This is a genomic window from Hydrogenophaga sp. (assembly GCF_011772445.1).
In the GTDB taxonomy this organism is placed as follows: Bacteria; Pseudomonadota; Gammaproteobacteria; order Burkholderiales; family Burkholderiaceae_C; genus Hydrogenophaga.
Map to the genome: position 1 here is coordinate 153,367 of NZ_WVZN01000017.1, position 17,361 is coordinate 170,727.

Annotated in this window: 17 protein-coding genes; 3 read left to right on the forward strand and 14 right to left on the reverse strand. The window is 67.6% G+C overall.

Annotated elements, in window-relative coordinates:
- The first annotated feature begins 32 nt into the window (after positions 1-32).
- The 3 genes from dnaE to GTO19_RS07585 are packed head-to-tail and all read left to right on the forward strand — an operon-like array spanning position 33 to position 4,266.
- On the forward strand, positions 33-3,602 hold the full coding sequence (gene dnaE / locus GTO19_RS07575) for a DNA polymerase III subunit alpha (protein WP_291019901.1): 3,570 nt from the start codon (positions 33-35) through the stop codon (positions 3,600-3,602).
- A gap of 56 nt (positions 3,603-3,658) precedes the next feature.
- Positions 3,659-3,883: an AbrB/MazE/SpoVT family DNA-binding domain-containing protein gene (locus tag GTO19_RS07580; RefSeq protein ID WP_291019904.1), complete on the forward strand. Its 225-nt coding sequence runs from the start codon at positions 3,659-3,661 to the stop codon at positions 3,881-3,883.
- Positions 3,880-4,266: a type II toxin-antitoxin system death-on-curing family toxin gene (locus tag GTO19_RS07585; RefSeq protein ID WP_291019907.1), complete on the forward strand. Its 387-nt coding sequence runs from the start codon at positions 3,880-3,882 to the stop codon at positions 4,264-4,266. The genes GTO19_RS07580 and GTO19_RS07585 overlap by 4 nt, the downstream gene beginning before the upstream one ends.
- Here the strand turns inward: GTO19_RS07585 and tolA are convergent, their stop codons facing one another.
- The 14 genes from tolA to pilV all read right to left on the reverse strand — a co-directional run bounded on the left by tolA (position 4,267) and on the right by pilV (position 17,334).
- Positions 4,267-5,226, reverse strand: a complete 960-nt coding sequence (tolA, locus tag GTO19_RS07590; protein WP_291019910.1) for a cell envelope integrity protein TolA — start codon at positions 5,224-5,226, stop codon at positions 4,267-4,269.
- Positions 5,227-5,246: 20 nt separating this feature from the next.
- A complete protein-coding gene (locus tag GTO19_RS07595; protein ID WP_291019912.1) occupies positions 5,247-5,684 on the reverse strand; it encodes an ExbD/TolR family protein in 438 nt (145 codons plus the stop codon).
- Positions 5,685-5,695: 11 nt separating this feature from the next.
- On the reverse strand, positions 5,696-6,403 hold the full coding sequence (tolQ, locus tag GTO19_RS07600) for a protein TolQ (protein ID WP_291019915.1): 708 nt from the start codon (positions 6,401-6,403) through the stop codon (positions 5,696-5,698).
- Positions 6,404-6,457: 54 nt separating this feature from the next.
- Positions 6,458-6,886, reverse strand: coding sequence for a tol-pal system-associated acyl-CoA thioesterase (gene ybgC / locus GTO19_RS07605; RefSeq protein WP_291019916.1), 429 nt, complete (start codon positions 6,884-6,886; stop codon positions 6,458-6,460).
- Entirely contained in the window at positions 6,883-8,103 is a 1,221-nt protein-coding gene (locus GTO19_RS07610; protein WP_291019917.1) for a pyridoxal phosphate-dependent aminotransferase, read from the reverse strand. The genes ybgC and GTO19_RS07610 overlap by 4 nt, the downstream gene beginning before the upstream one ends.
- Entirely contained in the window at positions 8,100-8,597 is a 498-nt protein-coding gene (gene nusB, locus GTO19_RS07615) for a transcription antitermination factor NusB (RefSeq protein WP_291019919.1), read from the reverse strand. Before nusB ends, GTO19_RS07610 begins: the two co-directional genes overlap by 4 nt.
- 4 nt (positions 8,598-8,601) lie before the next feature.
- A complete protein-coding gene (gene ribH / locus GTO19_RS07620) occupies positions 8,602-9,066 on the reverse strand; it encodes a 6,7-dimethyl-8-ribityllumazine synthase (protein WP_291019921.1) in 465 nt (154 codons plus the stop codon).
- 29 nt (positions 9,067-9,095) lie between these two features.
- A complete protein-coding gene (gene ribBA, locus GTO19_RS07625; protein WP_291019923.1) occupies positions 9,096-10,226 on the reverse strand; it encodes a bifunctional 3,4-dihydroxy-2-butanone-4-phosphate synthase/GTP cyclohydrolase II in 1,131 nt (376 codons plus the stop codon).
- The gene (locus GTO19_RS07630) at positions 10,223-10,870 is read right to left on the reverse strand and encodes a riboflavin synthase (RefSeq protein WP_291019926.1); all 648 of its coding nucleotides are present in this window, start codon (positions 10,868-10,870) and stop codon (positions 10,223-10,225) included. The genes ribBA and GTO19_RS07630 overlap by 4 nt, the downstream gene beginning before the upstream one ends.
- Positions 10,871-10,940: 70 nt before the next feature.
- Entirely contained in the window at positions 10,941-11,405 is a 465-nt protein-coding gene (locus GTO19_RS07635) for a type IV pilin protein (protein WP_291019928.1), read from the reverse strand.
- On the reverse strand, positions 11,402-15,271 hold the full coding sequence (locus GTO19_RS07640) for a PilC/PilY family type IV pilus protein (protein WP_291019931.1): 3,870 nt from the start codon (positions 15,269-15,271) through the stop codon (positions 11,402-11,404). Before GTO19_RS07640 ends, GTO19_RS07635 begins: the two co-directional genes overlap by 4 nt.
- Positions 15,264-15,827 carry a hypothetical protein gene (locus tag GTO19_RS07645; RefSeq protein WP_291019934.1) on the reverse strand — a complete coding sequence of 188 codons (564 nt, stop codon included), beginning with the start codon at positions 15,825-15,827 and terminating at the stop codon, positions 15,264-15,266. Before GTO19_RS07645 ends, GTO19_RS07640 begins: the two co-directional genes overlap by 8 nt.
- On the reverse strand, positions 15,824-16,753 hold the full coding sequence (locus GTO19_RS07650; protein WP_291019936.1) for a PilW family protein: 930 nt from the start codon (positions 16,751-16,753) through the stop codon (positions 15,824-15,826). Before GTO19_RS07650 ends, GTO19_RS07645 begins: the two co-directional genes overlap by 4 nt.
- Before the next feature lie 59 nt (positions 16,754-16,812).
- Positions 16,813-17,334 carry a type IV pilus modification protein PilV gene (pilV, locus tag GTO19_RS07655; protein WP_291019938.1) on the reverse strand — a complete coding sequence of 174 codons (522 nt, stop codon included), beginning with the start codon at positions 17,332-17,334 and terminating at the stop codon, positions 16,813-16,815.
- Positions 17,335-17,361: the final 27 nt, after the last annotated feature.

Here is a 17,361-nt window from a genome sequence, read left to right on the forward strand (position 1 = left end):
GGGGACAGAAGGCCCCTTCTAGAATCAGGCGCATGTTCGTTCACCTGCGCCTGCACACCGAGTTTTCCGTCGTTGACGGCACCAACCGCATCGACGAGGTCGTGGCCGCCGCCGCGGCCGACGGCCAGCCCGCCCTGGCCATCACCGACCTCAACAACCTCTTCGGCGCCGTCAAGTTCTACAAGGCCGGGCGCGACGCCGGCGTCAAGCCCATCATCGGTGCCGAGGTGCTGCTGCAAGGCTTCACCGAGGAGACGCCCAATGCGATGCCCGGTGCCCATCAGCCGCCGCTGCCGCGTGTGCTGCTGCTGGTGCAGGACAAGCAGGGTTATCTCAACCTCAGCGAGCTGCTGGCGCGCGCCTGGACGCGCAACGTGGTGCGCGACCAGGCCGTGCTCAAGCGCGAGTGGCTCGAGGAACTCAACGCGGGCCTGATCCTGCTGTCGGGTGCCCAGGCCGGCCCCGTGGGGCAGGCACTGGTGGCCGGCGACGCCCAGCGCGCCAGCGACACGGCGCTGACGCTGGCGGCTCTGTTCCCGCACCGCTTCTACATCGAGGTGCAGCGCGCCGGCCGCGCCGACGACGAGCGCCACGTGGTGGCGGCCGCGCAGTTGGCCGCGCGCCTGCGCCTGCCGGTGGTGGCCACGCACCCGGTCCAGTACCTCGAGCCCGACGACTTCGAGGCGCACGAAGCGCGCGTGTGCATCGCCGAGGGCGAAATCCTGGCCAACAACCGCCGCGTGCGCCGCTTCACGCGCGAGCAGTGGTTCAAGCCCGCTGCCGACATGGCCGCGCTGTTCGCCGACCTGCCGTCGGCCGTGGCCAACACGGCTGAAATCGCCAGGCGCTGCAACCTCACATTGGTGCTGGGCAAGCCGCAACTGCCCAACTTCCCCACGCCGCTCATCGACGGCGTGCCCATGCCCATGGAGGACTTCTTCCGCCAGTCGTCCTTCGAGGGCCTGGAGGAACGTCTGAAGCACCTGTACCCCGACGAGGCGGAACGCGAGCGGCAGCGGCCCCGCTACGTCGAGCGCCTGGAGTTCGAGATCGGGACCATCCTGAAGATGGGCTTCCCGGGCTACTTCCTGATCGTGGGCGACTTCATCAACTGGGCCAAGAACAACGGCTGCCCGGTGGGCCCGGGCCGGGGCTCGGGCGCGGGCTCGCTGGTGGCCTATGCGCTGAAGATCACCGACCTCGACCCGCTGCAGTACAAGCTGCTGTTCGAGCGCTTCCTGAACCCGGAGCGGGTGTCCATGCCCGACTTCGACATCGACTTCTGCCAGGGCAACCGCGACCGCGTCATCGACTACGTGAAGCAGAAGTACGGCAAGGACGCGGTGAGCCAGATCGCCACCTTCGGCACCATGGCCGCGCGCGCGGCCATCCGCGACGTGGGCCGCGTGCTGGACCTGTCCTACGGCTTCTGCGACGGCATCTCCAAACTCGTGCCCAACAAGCCCGGCATGAGCGTGACGCTGCAGTACCCGCCCGTGCCCAAGAAGGAAGGCGACAAGAACAACTACGCGCTGGAGATGGAGCCGGTGCTGGCCGAGCGTGTGCGCCAGGAAGAGGACGTCAAGACGCTCATCGAGCTGGCGCAGAAGCTCGAGGGCATGGCGCGCAACGTGGGCATGCACGCGGGTGGCGTGCTGATCGCCCCGGGCAAGCTCACCGACTTCTGCCCGCTGTACGCGCAGCCGGGCAGCGAATCGGCTGTGAGCCAGTACGACAAGGACGACGTGGAGGCCATCGGCCTCGTCAAGTTCGACTTTCTGGGGCTGGCCACGCTCACCATCCTGGAGATCGCGCGCGAGTTCATCGTCAAGCGCCACAAGGGCCGCGAGAACTTCCGCTTCGAGGACGTGCGGCTCGATGACCCCAAGGTCTATGCGCTGTTCTCGCGCGGGCAGACCGAAGCCGTGTTCCAGTTTGAAAGCCGCGGCATGCAGGGCATGCTGCGCGACGCCAAGCCCACGCGCCTGGAGGACCTGATCGCGCTCAACGCGCTGTACCGCCCGGGCCCGATGGACCTGATCCCCAGCTTCGTGGCGCGCAAGCACGGGCGCGAGGCGGTGGAGTACCCGCACCCGGCCGTGGCCGACATGCTCAGCGAGACCTACGGGATCATGGTCTACCAGGAGCAGGTCATGCAGATCGCGCAGATCCTGGCCGGCTATTCGCTTGGCGGCGCCGACCTGCTGCGCCGCGCCATGGGCAAGAAGAAGGCCGAGGAGATGGCCGAGCACCGCGAGAAATTCCGCGCCGGTGCGCTCAAGACCCACAACATTCCGCAGGACAAGGCCGACGAGATCTTCGACCTGATGGAGAAGTTCGCGGGCTACGGCTTCAACAAGTCGCACTCCGCCGCCTACGCGCTGCTGGCCTACCACACGGCCTGGCTCAAGGTCCATTTCACGGCGGAGTTCTACTGCGCCAACATGACGGTGGAGATGGACGACACCGACAAGCTCAAGGTGTTGTTCGAGGACGCGCAGAAGATGGGCATGGCCTTCGAGCCGCCCGACGTGAACCGCGGCGGCTACCGCTTCGAGCCGGTGACGGACAAGCTCATCCGCTACGGCCTGGGCGCCATCAAGGGCACGGGCCAGCAGGCGATCGAGGCCATCGTGGCGGCCCGCGAAGGCCGCGGCGAAGGCCCCAATGGCGGCGAGAGCGGCCCGTTCAAGAGCCTGTTCGACTTCTGCCTGCGCGTGGACCGCACGCGCATCAACAAGCGCACGGTGGAAGCGCTCATCAAGGCGGGCGCCTTCGACGCCCTGCACCTGAACCGCGCCGAACTGCTGGCCACGCTGGACATCGCCTTCGAGTACGCCGCCACCACGCAGGCCAACGCGCACCAGGGCGGGCTGTTCGACATGCTGGGCGGTGACGACCACGGCTCCAGCACGCAGGAGCCCGAGCTGGTGGCGACCCTGCCCTGGGGCGTGAAGGAAAAGCTCACGCTGGAGAAGAGCGCGATCGGCTTCTACTTCTCGGGCCACCTGTTCGACGAGGTGGAGCGCGAGGTGCGGCGCTTCGCGCGCACGCGCCTGGTGGACGTGGTGGACAGCCGCGACCCAGTGATCCTCGCGGGCATCGTCACCGACTTCCGCGTCATCAACGGCCAGCGCGGCAAGCTCGCGCTGTTCAAGATCGATGACAAGACCGGCGTGCTGGAGACCAGCGCCGACGAGAACCTGATCAATGCGCACCGCGCGCTGCTGAAGGACGATGAGCTGATCGTGGTGCAGGCGGTGGCCCAGCCAGACCGCTTCTCGGGTGGCCTGCGCCTGAAGATCCAGCAGATCTGGGATCTGGCCAGCGCGCGCTGCCGCTTCGGCAAGTACCTGCGGGTGGCAGTCAACGGCCACGCGCCGGCGGTGGCGCAACTGGTGCGCGAGTTTCCGCCCAGGCGCGAGATGAGCGAGCAGGGCGAGTTCGTGCGCGGTCTGCCGGTGCGCCTGGCGCTGCAGCGCGACGGCGCGCGTTGTGAACTGCAACTGGATGACCGGGCGCTGTTCTTCCCCACGGACGCGGCGCTGGCGAGTTGGACGGCGCAGGCGCACGAGCAGCGGGCGGAGATCGTGTTCGATTGACGGGGTGCGGCAATTGAACGTAGTATTACGTTCGTTATAACGAATGAGGCGCCGCCATGCACACGCTCAAACTCACCCAGATCGGCAATTCCGTGGGCGTCATCCTGCCCAAGGAAGCACTGGCCAAATTGCGTCTTGAGAAAGGCCAGACAGTGTTCCTCACGGAGACTCCCGAGGGGCTGGTGCTGACGCCTTATGACCCTGCTCTCGAAGAGCAGATCGAGGCTGGCAGGGCCTTCATGCGGGACTATCGAGACACCTTTCACCAGTTGGCCAAATGAACTGGCGCTGGGTGGACAGAAGTGCCCTGGTGCTGTTGCACGACGAAAGCCTGGCGGAACATGGCGGACGGGCGGGTATCCGCGATGAAGGCCTCCTCGAATCCGCCCTGGGGCGGGCGAGGAACCTGGCCTCATATGGATCGCCGGATGTGGCCGACCTGGCGGCCAGCTATGCGCTCGGTTTGGCCAAGAACCATGCCTTCGTCGATGGGAACAAGCGAGCCGCTTTCCTGGCGATGGGTCTGTTCCTCTATCTGAACGGTTATCGTCTCGTTGCCACGCAGGCAGAAGCCACGTTGACGATGCTGGGGGTGGCCGACGGCTCGGTGCCGGAGCCGGCACTCGCCGAGTGGATCAGGCGAAACAGCGAGCGGCGCCGCTGATCAGTCCAGCGGCCGCAGGCCGATCACGAGCGATGACGGCACCCGGCCGTCGACGTCGCGTGGCAGGGTGCCGGTGCGGTCGATGGCGCGCAGCACGGCGTCGTCCCAGGCGGCGTTGCCGCTGCTCTTGACGAGCTTGTGGCTGGTGATGGTGCCGTCGGGGGCCACGCGCACCTCGACCTCGGCGCGCGGGTTGCCCGGCGCGGATTCGGTGAACACCACGTTGGGCTTGATGCGCGCGGCCACTTTGCCGGCATAGCTGGCCGAAGGCCCGCTGGACTGCTGGGCGGCGCCCGTGCTCTGCGGCGAGCCGCTGGCGCCGGCCTGGCCCATCATGCGGGCGAGCTGCTCCTTGCGCAGTTGCTCCTGCAGCTCGGCCTGGCGCTTTTCCTGCGCGGCCTTGCGCTGGGCTTCGCGTTTTTCTTCGGCGAGCTTTTCCTGGCGCTCGGCCTCGGCGCGCTTCTTCTCGGCGGCGGCCTTGTCCGCCGCGGCCTTCTTCTCCGCCGCGGCTTTTTCGGCGGCGGCCTTCTCGGCGGCCGCCTTCTTCTCGGCCGCCAGCCGCTCCGCGCGTTCGCGTTCCGCCTTTTCCTTCTCCTTGGCTTTCTGTGTCGCGATGTCGGCCTGCTGCTGCGCCGGGGCGGGCGGGGGCGGCGGAGCCGGGCGCGGCGCGGGGGCCGGTGCGGGTGGAGGGGGCGGCGGCGGCACAGGCGCCGGGGGCGGTGGCACCGGTGCGGGCTTGGGCGGCGGCGGTGGCGCGGTGGCGCGTGGCGCCGCCTGCTGTGGCAGGCGCGACCACAGTTCGGCCTCCACGGCCGGCGTGTCGGCGTCGCGGCGCCAGCTCACGCCCCAGGTGAGCGCCAGGATGAGCAGGGCGTGCACGCCGATGGCCTTGCCCAGCGCGCCGCCCCAGCGGCCTTGCGGCGGCGGGGCGAGGTCGAGGTGGTCGGCGGTGGATCGCATCGGGTGGTTCGGGCAAAGGCTCAGCGGGTGGTCTGCACCGACAGGCCGACGCGCTGCACGCCGGCCTTCTGCAGTTCGTTCATGGTGCGCACCACAGCGTCGTACTGCACGGTCTTGTCGGCACTGATGATCACGGGCACGCCGGCCTGGTCGGCCCCCGTGCCCTGCAGTTCGAGCACGCGAGCGGCCAGAAGGTTCAGCGGCACCAGCGCGCCCTCGCCGCTGGCGCTGCCTTCGCGCACGCGCAACTGCTCGGACTTGTCGATGGTGACCTGCACGAAGCGGTCGGGCTGGCGCTGGGCCTGGCCCACGGTGGGCAGGGCGATCTGGCTGGGCGTGATGAGTGGGGCCGTGACCATGAAGATGATCAGCAGCACCAGCATGACGTCGATGAACGGGACCATGTTGATCTCGTTCATCGTGCGGCGGCCCCGGCCGCGGGCGGCGAGCTTGGCCATGGTTCAGTGCCTCAGAAGGTGGACGCGGTGGCGGCCTGCGGGTGGTGCGAACCGAGGTTGCGCTGCAGGATGTTGGAGAACTCTTCCATGAAGGTCTCCAGGCTGTTCGCCACGCGGTCGATGTCGTGCGCGAAGCGGTTGTAGCCGATGACGGCGGGAATGGCGGCGAAGAGACCGATGGCCGTGGCCACCAGGGCTTCGGCGATGCCGGGCGCCACCGTGGCCAGCGTGACCTGGGCCAGCGAGGCCAGCCCGGTGAAGGCGTGCATGATGCCCCACACCGTGCCGAACAGGCCCACGTAGGGGGCGACGGAGGCGACGGTGCCGAGGAAGGAGAGGTTGGACTCCATCATGTCGAGCTCGCGCTGGAAGCTGGCGCGCATGGCGCGGCGCGCGCCGTCGAGCAGGGCCCCGCTGTCGGTGATGCGGCGCTCCCGCAGCTTGTTGAACTCGCGCATGCCGCTGGCGAAGATGCGTTCCATGGGGCCCGCGCTGCGCGCGTTCTGCGCCGCGGCGGCGTAGAGCTCGTTCAGGTTGGTGCCCGACCAGAACTCGCGCTCGAAGGCCTCGTTGCGCGAGCGCACGCGCTTGAGCGTGCCCATCTTGCGGAAGATGGCGGCCCAGCTGATGAGCGACATCAGCACGAGCAGCGCGACCACGGCCTGGACCACCCAGGTCGCGTGGAGCATGAGCTGGACGATGGAGAGTTCTGGGGTCATGGTGCAGGGATCGGAACAGGTGAAAAAGGTTTCGGTCTGTCACCGGTGCAGCGCTCAGCCCAGGCCCAGGGCCTGGCGCAGGGAAGGCGGCATGCGCCGGGGTGTCAGGGTACCGCCGTCCACCCAGCCAATGCGGATGGTGCCTTCGCACAGCAAGTCCCCCGCCGGGGAGTCCCGGCGTGCCGACTGCGCGATTGTGAGCGAGGCGCGGCCCGCTTCCGTGACCTGGGCGGTAACCAGAAGCAAATCATCCAGGCGGGCGGGGCGCAGGTAGCGCACGTCGGTGGCGCTCACCACGAACATGGCGCCTTCGGCCTCCCGCAGGCGCTGCTGTTCGACGCCGAGCGCGCGCAGCCATTCGGTGCGGGCGCGCTCGAAGAACTTGAGGTAGTTGGCGTAGAAGACGATGCCGCCAGCGTCGGTGTCTTCCCAGTAGACGCGCACGCGCCACTCGAAGGGGGTGGTGAGTGGGTCCCCGCTCACCAGGCCGCCTCCAGCCGCGCCACGGCCTCCTGCAGTTGCTCCATGGAGTTGGCGGTGGAGAAGCGCAGGTAGCGCCCGGGCTCGGCCTGGGCGAAGTCGCGCCCCGGCGTGGCGGCCAACTGGCAGCGGCGCATGAGTTCGAAGGCCAGGGGCCAGCTGCCGCCGGCTTCGGGCGTGTCGGCCGTCGGCGGGATGCCCCAGCGCTCGCACAGGGCGCGCACCTCGGCCCAGGCGTAGAAGGCGCCGTCGGGCATGACGGGCACGGTGAGGCCCAGGCGATTGAGTTCGGGGATGAAGTAGTCGCGCCGGGCCTTGAAGGCCGCGCGGCGGCGCTCGTACTCGGCCAGGCTGTCGGGCTCGAAGCAGGCCAGTGCGGCGTGCTGCGAGATGGCGCTGGGGCAGATGAAGAGGTTCTGCGCCAGGCGTTCGACCGCGGGCACCAGGGCCGGTGGCAGCACCAGCCAGCCCAGGCGCCAGCCCGTCATGTTGAAGTACTTGCTGAAGCTGTTGACGCTGATGACCGTGTCGCCCAGGCCCTCGGGCAGGGTGAGCGCGGTCTGGCCGAAGGCGGCGTCGTGGCTCAGACCGAGGTAGATCTCGTCGATCAGCGTGACGCCGTCGCGCTCGCGCACGGTGGCGGCAATGCGCTGCAACTCGTCGCGCGCAATGGAGGTGCCGGTGGGGTTGGACGGCGAGGCCAGCAGCACACCGCGCGTGCGTTCGCCCCAGTGCGTGCGCACCTGCTCGGCGCTGAGCTGGAAGCGTTGTTCCGGGCCGCAGGGGACCATGCGCGCCGTGCCCTCGGCCGCCTGCACGAACTGGCGGTTGCAGGGGTAGCTCGGGTCGGGCATGAGGATTTCATCGCCCGCGTCGATCAGGGCCAGGCAGGCCAGTTGCAGCGCGGCCGAGGCGCCAGCCGTGACGACGATGCGCGACGGATCGACCGTGGCGCCGAAGTGCGTGCCGTACCAGCCGGCGATGGCCTCGCGCAGCGCGGGCAGGCCCAGGGCCTGGGTGTACTGGCTGCGGCCATCACGGATGGCGCGCTCGGCGGCCTGCTGCACCAGCGGCGGGGCGGTGAAGTCGGGCTCGCCGATGTTGAGGTAGATCATCGGGCGCTGGCCGGCAGCGCCCTCGGCCGCGAGGCGGGTGGCGGCCTTGGCCAGCTCCATCACGTAGAAGGGCTCGATGCGTTCGGCCCTGCGCGAGACCCTCATCGGCGGGCGCCGCCGGCGCGCGGCGAGGCGGCCACTTCGGCGGGGCGCAAGCGCTCGGCCAGCGGGTGCAGCACGCCGTTGACGAACTTGTGGCCGTCGGTGCCGCCGAAGGACTTGGCGAGTTCGATGCACTCGTTGAGCACCACGCGCCAGGGCACGTCCAGGCATTGGCGGAACTCGTAGGTGCCGATCCACAGCACGCCGTGTTCGATGGGCGAGATCTCGGCCATCGGGCGGTCCAGGTGTGGGGTGATCAATGCGTCGAGCTCGGCGGCCTGTTCGATGCAGCCTCGCACCAGGGCGTCGAAGTGCAGGCTGTCGCACTTGTGGAAGCCGGAGAGGTCGCGGGTGAAGGTGTCGATGTCATCGATCGGGTTGCGGCCCACCAGATGCTGGTACAGCGCCTGAAGGGCGAATTCGCGCGCGCGGGTGCGGGCCGATTTGTCGGCGGCCTTGCGCGGCTTGTTGGAGGCGGTATCGGGAGAGGTGCTCATGGAATCAGCCAATGCGGTCCAGCACCAGGGCCATTTCAACGGCCACGCGCGCGGCGTCGCGGCCCTTGTCGACCTGGCGTGCGAGGGCCTGGGCCTCGTTTTCGGTGGTGAGGATGGCGTTGGCCACGGGGATCTGGTGGTCCAGGGCGACGCGGGTGACGCCGGCGCCGGACTCGTTGGCGACGAGTTCGAAGTGGTAGGTCTCGCCGCGGATGATGCAGCCCAGGGCGATCAGGGCGTCGTACTCGTCGAGCTCGGCCATGGCCTGCAGGGCCACGGGCACCTCCAGCGCGCCCGGCACTTTGACGTGGGCGATGTTCTTCTCTTGCACGCCGAGGGCGAGCAGTTCGGCCTGACAGGCGCTGAACAGGGTGTCCGTAATGGCTTCGTTGAAGCGCGCCTGCACGATGCCGATGTGCAGGCGTTTGCCGTCGAGCAGGTCGGCTGTGCCTTTGTCTGCGCCAAACATGGGGGCGTCCGTTTCCGTGGGGTGTGGGGTCAGTTGGGGTGGCCGATGAAGCCGGTGATCTCGAGGCCGTAGCCTTGCATGCTCGGCATGCGGCGCGGCGTGCCCATGAGCTCCATGCGGGTCACGCCGCATTCGCGCAGGATCTGGGCGCCCACGCCGTAGGTGCGCAGGTCCATGCGGCCGCGCTCGGGCGCCTGGGCCGAGCGCGCGGTGCCGTCGAACTGGGCCAGCAACTGGTCGGCGCTTTCGCCGCAGTTGAGCAGCACGGCCACGCCGCGGCCCGCCTTGGCCAGGTGGCGCAGGCTGGACTCCAGGCTCCAGCTGTGCATGGCGCGGCCGACCTCCAGCGCATCGAGCACCGACAGGGGCTCGTGCACGCGCACGGGCACGGCCTCCTCGGCCTGCCACTGCCCCATCACCAGGGCCATGTGCACGGCGCCGCTGGGCTGGTCGCGGAAGGCGTGGGCGGTGAAGTCGCCGAAGGCTGTCTTGAGCGGGCGGCTGCCGACCTTCTGCACCAGGCATTCGGTGCGGCTGCGGTACTCGATGAGGTCGGCGATGGTGCCGATCTTGATGCCGTGCTCGGCGGCGAATTGCTGAAGGTCGGGCAGGCGGGCCATGGTGCCGTCGTCCTTCATCACCTCGCAGATGACGGCGGCGGGCGAGCAGCCGGCCATGGCGGCCAGGTCGCAGCCGGCCTCGGTGTGGCCGGCGCGCATGAGCACGCCGCCTTCCACGGCCTGCAGCGGGAAGATGTGGCCGGGCTGCACCAGGTCGCTGGCCTTGGCGTTGGGCGCCACGGCGGCTTGCACGGTGCGCGCGCGGTCGGCGGCGGAGATGCCGGTGGTCACGCCCTCGGCGGCCTCGATGGAGGCGGTGAAGGCCGTGCCCATCTTGGTGCCGTTGCGGGGCACCATGGGCGGCAGGTTCAGGCGCTCGCAGCGCTCCTTGGTGAGCGTGAGGCAGATCAGGCCGCGGCCGAAGCGGGCCATGAAGTTGATGGCCTCGGGCGTGACGTGCTCGGCCGCGAGCACGAGGTCGCCCTCGTTCTCGCGGTCCTCGTCGTCCACGAGGATGACCATGCGGCCGGCGCGCATGTCGGCGACGATGGCTTCGACGGGGGAGATGGCCACAGGGGCCAGGGTTTCCGGGGCGTTCATGGTGTGGCCTCCTTGGCCGGGTGCAGGCCCGCGCCAAGCATGCGCTCGACGTAGCGGGCCACGGTGTCGATTTCGAGGTTGACGGTGCTGCCGGCGGCGAGGTCGCCCAGCGTGGTGTGCTGCACCGTGTGGGGAATGAGGTTGATGCTGAACTCGCAACCGTCGGGCCGGTCGGCGACGCGGTTGACGGTGAGGCTCACGCCGTTGATGGTGATCGAGCCCTTGTAGGCGAGGTACTTGCCGAGTTCGGGCGGGGCGAGCACGGCGAGTTCGTGGCTTTCGCCCACAGGGGAGAAGCGGGTCACCGTACCGGTGCCGTCCACGTGGCCGGAGACGATGTGGCCGCCCAGGCGGTCATGGGCGCGCAGGGCTTTTTCAAGGTTCAGGCGGCCGCCGACGGCGTCGAGCCCGGCGGTGCGGGCCAGCGATTCGGCGGAGATGTCGATGGTGAAGCGGTTCTGCGGGGCGTCGAGGGTGGTGACGGTCATGCAGGCGCCGTTGAGGGCGATGCTGTCTCCCAGGCCGACGTCGGCCAGAAACCCGGCCGGGGCCTCGATGGTGAGGCGCCGCCCGTGCTGCAAAGAACCGCCCAGCGCATGGGAGTCGGCGATGCGCCCCACGCCGGTGATGATGCCGGTGAACATCCGGCTATTTTCGCAGGGTTTGGTAGGGCCGGCGGTCGCGGGGGGGGCGGCAGCCCCCTAGGACACGGGGTCAGTTGCCGCGGAAGCAGTCCGCGAGTGCCGCAGTCGCGGCGGCGTTGTGCTGCGCTCGCGCGCCGGTGTGGGCGAGATCGAGGTCGCCGCAGCGGTCATCGGCCATGGCGCCCGCGCGCACGGCGCGCAGGGTGTAGCGGTGCGCCTCGGTGGCCGCGGCCACAGCCGCGCCGTCCTCGACCAGGGTGATGGTGTAGGCAGCGGAGCCCTCGCGCGGGCTTTGGCTGAGCGCCGTGGGCAAGGTCGCGCCCACGTGGGTGTCCATGCTGCTGTAGCGGCGACGCAGGAACTGGCTGGCCTCTTCGAGGGCGCGCTGTGCGTCGGCGCGCCGGCCTTTGCGCACGTGCTCGGTGTAGCTCGGGTAGGCGATGCTGGCGAGGATGGCGACGATCGCACAGGTGACCATCAGCTCGAGCAGGGTGAAGCCGGAAGGCTGCCGGCGCTGGGCGCGCAAGGGTTTCATTGCGGCACCCTCGAGAGTTGGTATTGCTGGCGGCTCCAGGAACGGACTTTGTTGCACGGCACTTTGAATTTGAATTTGCCGTCCTTGGTGCCATAGACCTCGGTTTCCACCTCCTTGCAGTCGGTCGACCCGGGCGATTCGGGCGGCGGGACAAGGGTGCCACCTTGTGAACCCAGATTGAGGTCGTGCACGAATACCTTGGCCGTGGCGTCGCTCGATGGCGTGGCGTTGCGATAGGCCAGGCCTCGTGGATAGCCGCCCGACAGGACTTCCACCATGGACGCGGGTTCGAGCTTGCCGTCCCCGTCGACGTCAAACGCCGGCCTGCCCTGGCCGTCAAGTGCATTGAGAATGTAGGTCCGGGTCGGCGGCACACTGTCGTCCGTGCAGCTTTCGGCTGCACTCTGCCCCCGGTCGATGCCGACGGTGGTGACGCTGACGCTGGTGCTGATGTTGGCCACTTGCTCGATGACCCGCTCGCCTGGTGTGGCTTTGCCCAGTTGCAGCCGCCAGCCGCGGTGCCGGGTCCAGTCGATGACGCGGCGCGTGGTGCCAAAGAAGTTGTTCTGACCGCTCGTTGTGACGAGCGACTCCACGGCCTGCTCCAGCAACTCCGACGCCTGGACGGGCTCCAGACTCCGTCCGTCCGAGGATTTGTCCCGCGGCGTCGGGTCCCAGATGCCGTAGATGCTTTCAGGCTGCGTGGATGCGATGAGATCACTGTCATCGAGCAGCATGCCGGTGCCGATCACCACGATGTGGCCACCGCGCGGGTGAGGCTGCCAGGCCGGCCCCGCGTAGATGGGGCGACGGTATTCGGTGACGAACAAGGGCTTGTCGTAGGCAACGCGCCATTCCGTGGGACGGCCCCGCAAGTCGAAGCGCCACAGTTGACCGTTGGCATCGCCCGCATAGGCGGCCACGATGCGCTGACGATGGTCCGACATCAGGGAGACGGCGCCCATGCCGCGTCCGGCGTCGAAACCGGTCGGCAGCGCCAGCCGGCGCAAGACGGCGCCGGTGGCGGCATCGAGCACCAACAGGCCGTGGCCCTTGCCGTTGGCAACGCCATTGTGGTGACCTGTCGTTGTGATCAGTACCCATGCGCCGCTATCGGTCTGCCCGCTCCGGATCGGCGTCGTCATGTGCCCCGCCGTGAACGGCGCGTCGTTGATGAGATCCGCCCCGGTTTCCCAGAGAAAGTCCTTGGCCGACGGTGTGCGCGGCTGACTTCCATTGAGAGGCACGTTCAGGCCATAGATCAACTGCGCGCCGCGCCCGCCTGTACCGGCGGCGATCTGTTTCCAGGCACCTTCGTGGTAGATGTCGTGGAGTGAGAGCGGGCCGTCGAGCACGTAGCGGAAGGGCGCGTCCGGATCCGCCTGACCGATCAGCCGGCCCATGCTGCGACGGGGCATGAAGGCGCCGAGTTCCTTGCCCTTGCTGGCGTCCAGCAGGTGCACCAGGCCCGCGTTGGTGGCCACCACCAGGGCATTCGGCGCGCTGTCCACCTGTGAGCGGAAGCTGGCGTAGCTGATCTTGCCATCGACATCTCCATGCAGGTCGTACCCCATGTAGGCAGCTCCCTTGTCGATCAGCAGCGGCGGGCTGTTGACGACCGCGCCGAGGCCGGACAGCCGCAGCCTGAACGGTTGGCCTTTGGCGTCCAGCACGGGATCACCCCCTCGGAGGTACTCGACGAACCGATCGTCGTCGGGGATTCGCTTGTCGAGGTCGTCGCTTTTGAGTGCAAGGATGGTTGCGATGGGCAGCGAGCTCAGGGCGCCCTTGAACTCGAATCCCGTGTTGTCGGGGCGGATGCTGTAGATGCGCCGATCGGCTGGCTTGGGCAACTGCTTGCTGGCCGACCAGTACTCCTTGTTGTCAGGTGCCGTGAGCGGCTGACCGTTGGCGTCCACGGCGAGGGCTTTCGTGTTTCCGTTCTCGTCGATCACCGAGGCGGTGATGTCCCCCTCGTTGTCGACGGTGCTGTACTCGACGTGATACTTGAGTTGCCCCTGAAGTCCTTGCGGGACATCGCCGCTGCCGCCGACGGCCACACCTGCGTCGTTGCCCATGGCGGACAGGATGGACGAGACGATGTTGTTGATCACCGTCCTGACGTCGTCGGCACTGCGCACGCTGAAGCCTCGCCCACCACCGGTGTAGCCCGCGTGGAGGAAATCGTCGATGCGCTTGGCATCGATGGCTGAATTGAGATCGTCGCTGGGCCAGCGGGGTAGAAGGCTCTTTTCGTAGCCCTTGATCAGGTAGTCGAATCGGTACTTGTCGATCTGATCGAAGCTCAGACCCGCATCGCCGCCGGAGGGGCTGATGAGGTAGCCCACGGTGTAGGTGGTCATGTTCTGCCAGAAGACGGGCTGGCCGACGCGCGTGGTTACACGATTGGCCAGATCGGGGCGCAGATCCTCATGCCAGTGGTACCTGGCCGTGAGGTCGGCCAGACCTCGGGTCCCTGTGCCGGGGTAGGGCGTGTACCACTTGCGTTGCGTGTCGTTGCCCTTGGGTTCGTACCTGAATTTTTCAGGTCTCGCGTCGACGCCTGGTGCGCGGGTGAATTCCTTGCCTGTGCGGTTGTCGTCGTCCGTGGCCACCTGATTTTTTGTGGCGTCATCGGGAGACCAGGCGCCGTCCGAAAAGAGCACGTGATAGGAGCGGCGGCACGCCAGCTCGGGGTTGTCGGGGCTTGCGGGCTGGTTGGGGCGGCCTGTCCAGGGATTCTCCTTGGCACCAGAAGGGACGCGCAGGTAGCTGGCGACCTTGTCGACGCTGTTGTGCAGCGGTGTGCCACCCATCGCAACGGTGCCATACAACCAGTCATAAAACTGTTGATTGGCGGTGGATCCTGGAGACCACAGGCGCACGCCGCGCAGCACACGCTCTTGCGATACGTCGCTGCCGAGCTGCAGACCGATGGCCCGGCTCGGGAAATTGATGCGCATGTAGCCGATGCGCAGCGTGCTGTTCAGGCGTTCGTCGTTGAACGCCAGACCCAAGGCGGTCTGGGTGGCGGCCATGCGGGTGAGGTAGTAGCGGTACCAGTTCATGATGTTGGCCCGCTCGGCCTCCGCCGTGCATTGGGTCTCGCTGCAGCCAGGGTCGGTTCGTTGACTGCCCGTTTTCGGCAGCGGAATCATGCCCGTGGTGTTTTTGTCGATCGACACCGGTTTGGCATTGCTGCAACCTGCAATGCCCAGGTTGGGAGAGCAAGTGAAATAGGTGAAGGGTTCTGCGGGGTGGTTGGGATCGGGCACCTGGCCCTTGATGTAGGTCCGGTGATACGGCACGTAGTCAATGCCAGGCCACTTCGGGTCCCAGGGGTACTCGTAGATCCGCTGGTACCCGGCAGGCGTTTCTGCGGGGACTGCTTCGAAGCTGCTGTGCTTGACCAGCAAGGTGGTGGATTCATTCGGCGCCTCGTTGCCAGGGGAGTAGACGGCGTAGTTGAACTTGGTGCTCGCCTGGTTGGAGATGAACTCGACACCATCGGAAGGCACGAGGGGCTTGCCTTGAGCGTCGACGCGGGGCCGGTAGGTAATGCGCGGGTTGTAGTAGAGCGAGTTGAATTCCGCCGAACGCTGGGCAGCGAAGATGTCCGTTCCTTTGCCACCGTCGATGGTCATCGAGTACCCGTCGGCATAGGGGAAGGACATTGACCCGGAGTTGTCCAGCGTCACCACGAGGTTGGGCCTTGCGCCGGCGGTGTTCACCAACAGGGGCTGTTGCGACGGGTTGGCGTGGGCCTCGGGGGCCATGGCGGCCACGCCAATCGCCAGGGCAAAGAGGGTGCGCATCAGCGGCGCACACACCAGCAGGCCGCGAAACCGGGAAGAAAAGTCACTCATAGCCGCCTTCGCCGGATCGAACCGGTACTTTGGGAGAAATCACCGACTGGAGCCAGATCTCGGAGCCGCCCTCGAGCCGCCCGTCCTTGTCGAAACGCGCGCCTGCCGACAGGCCGCGAGCCGTGATGAGGTATCGGTCGCCTCGCATGGGCTCGATCAGGCAATGGGCCGGGGGCAAGCGCTGCGCGGCGCTGCTGACCTCGGTGTTCGTGGAATCCACCCGGATGGGATGGGCTGCGCCCTCCATCCAGTTGTCTGGGTTCCGCCAGAGCGCATCGGCATCGTTCGTATCGGTGAGTTCCTTGCTGCCAAAGCGCTTGTGCTGTTCGCCGTGGACCGCGCCATGGTTGTCCACCACGTCGATCACGATGGCTTCGCATTGGCGGAGCGCTGTCTGTGCAGAAAATTCGGCTGATTGGCGGACTCTCGCGTTGGTGCTGACTTCCTGCAGGCCTGCGCCGCGCCTGGCCGCCAGCAAGCCGGCGAAAGCCAGTACCACCAGCATGATGAGCACCACCGGGAGTACCACCCCGTTGAGGCCGACACGATGATTCATTGCGGGTCAAGGTTCCGGTAAGGGTTGCGGGCGGTGGTGCCGTCGGTCTCGAAAGGCATCGCTTGGGCCGGACGCAGGTTCGCCAGGTGCACCACCGTTCGGTACGCGCGACGCAGGCGCCCGTCGTTGGCCGACATCGCCGTGCCGCCGCAGTCCAGGTAGCGGGAGATGTCCTTGTTGCTCAGCTCGTTGTGTGGTGCTGGCCGCTGCGAACGCACGAGCACGCAAAGCTCCACGGCGGCGACGCGGGTCCAATCCCCCATCGGCGGCGTCAGGGACGCATCACTGGCTGGCACAAGCGCGGTGACTTGATGCGGCGGTATGGCGCCCAGCACGGGCACGCGTGTCACTGCATAGCGCAGTTGCAGCGACTCGACGTTGGGCACCAGGGCGACCGCGTTGCTGAAGCCCGCGCCGTTGCTGCCGCGGCAAAACAATGTGGGCGTGTCGTCATTTGTGGCGTCGTTCTGGACATAGAAGCGGTTGTCGGCGATGGAGGCCATCTGGCCACCCCCGGTGTCGATATCCCGAATGCCTTCGTTGACGCAGTTTGCTGGCAGAGGATTGTTGGGTGAGCCAGAGGAATTCACGACCGGGCTGTTCAGCCGTGTGGCGTGGTACCGCACCGCTATGGCGTCGCTGCCGGAACCGCCCGTACAGGCCAGCAGATCGAAGCTGGCGCTGTCGGTGGCGGCGGTGAAGCCGCCATCGCAACCCTTTAGTGGCAAGCCTTTGAATAGGCGGATGCCACCCGTTCCGGTCTCTGAATAGCCACTCAATCGCAGATGGCTGGCCAGAAGCTCGAGGGCGATCGCACCGTCCTCATTCATTTGGGCCTGCAGGATGGCGTGCCGTGTGCCGCTCGCCGTTTGCAGATAGGTCACGGTGACGGCCAGCACCACGGCGAGTCCGATGACCATGGCCATCAGGAGCTCGACGAGGCCGAGGCCTTGCGCGCGACGGAGGCGGCCATGCCAGCGCCTGTTCACAAGCCGCTCCGGAAATGCAGGCAGGCCATGCCGGCCAGAGCTTCCTCGTCAAGGTGTGCCGGGCAGGCGTCCTGAACGGAGGCGCGCAAAGCCTCATCGTTTGCCGATGCCTCCGCCCACAGAATCCAGACATCGATTTCCCGCAAGGGGGCGTCCGGTCGCGTGACCACCACGCCTTGGCCGCCGGGCAGGGCGTTGCCGACAGCCGTCAGCCACTCGCGACGGGCTTCGCTGGCCACTTGTTCGGCGGCCGTCTTCGGATCCGGCTCGTCCACGCTCAAAGCAATGGCGGAGGGCGAGTCGTCCGTCGCCTCGATGGCGTACTCCCCCAAATCGAATCCATAGAGATTGAGGCGCGCCAGATCGACGTACTGTTGGGCCAGCGCCTGTGCGGTCAGCCGAACCTGTGCCGACTTCTGGTGGACGATGGCAGCGCTGCTCAAGCGCGCCATCGCCAGCAGGCCGATGCCGAGCAGGAGGATGGCGATGAGCACCTCGACGAGGGACGCACCCTTCATGCAGGACCACCCTGACCGGCGTCGCGA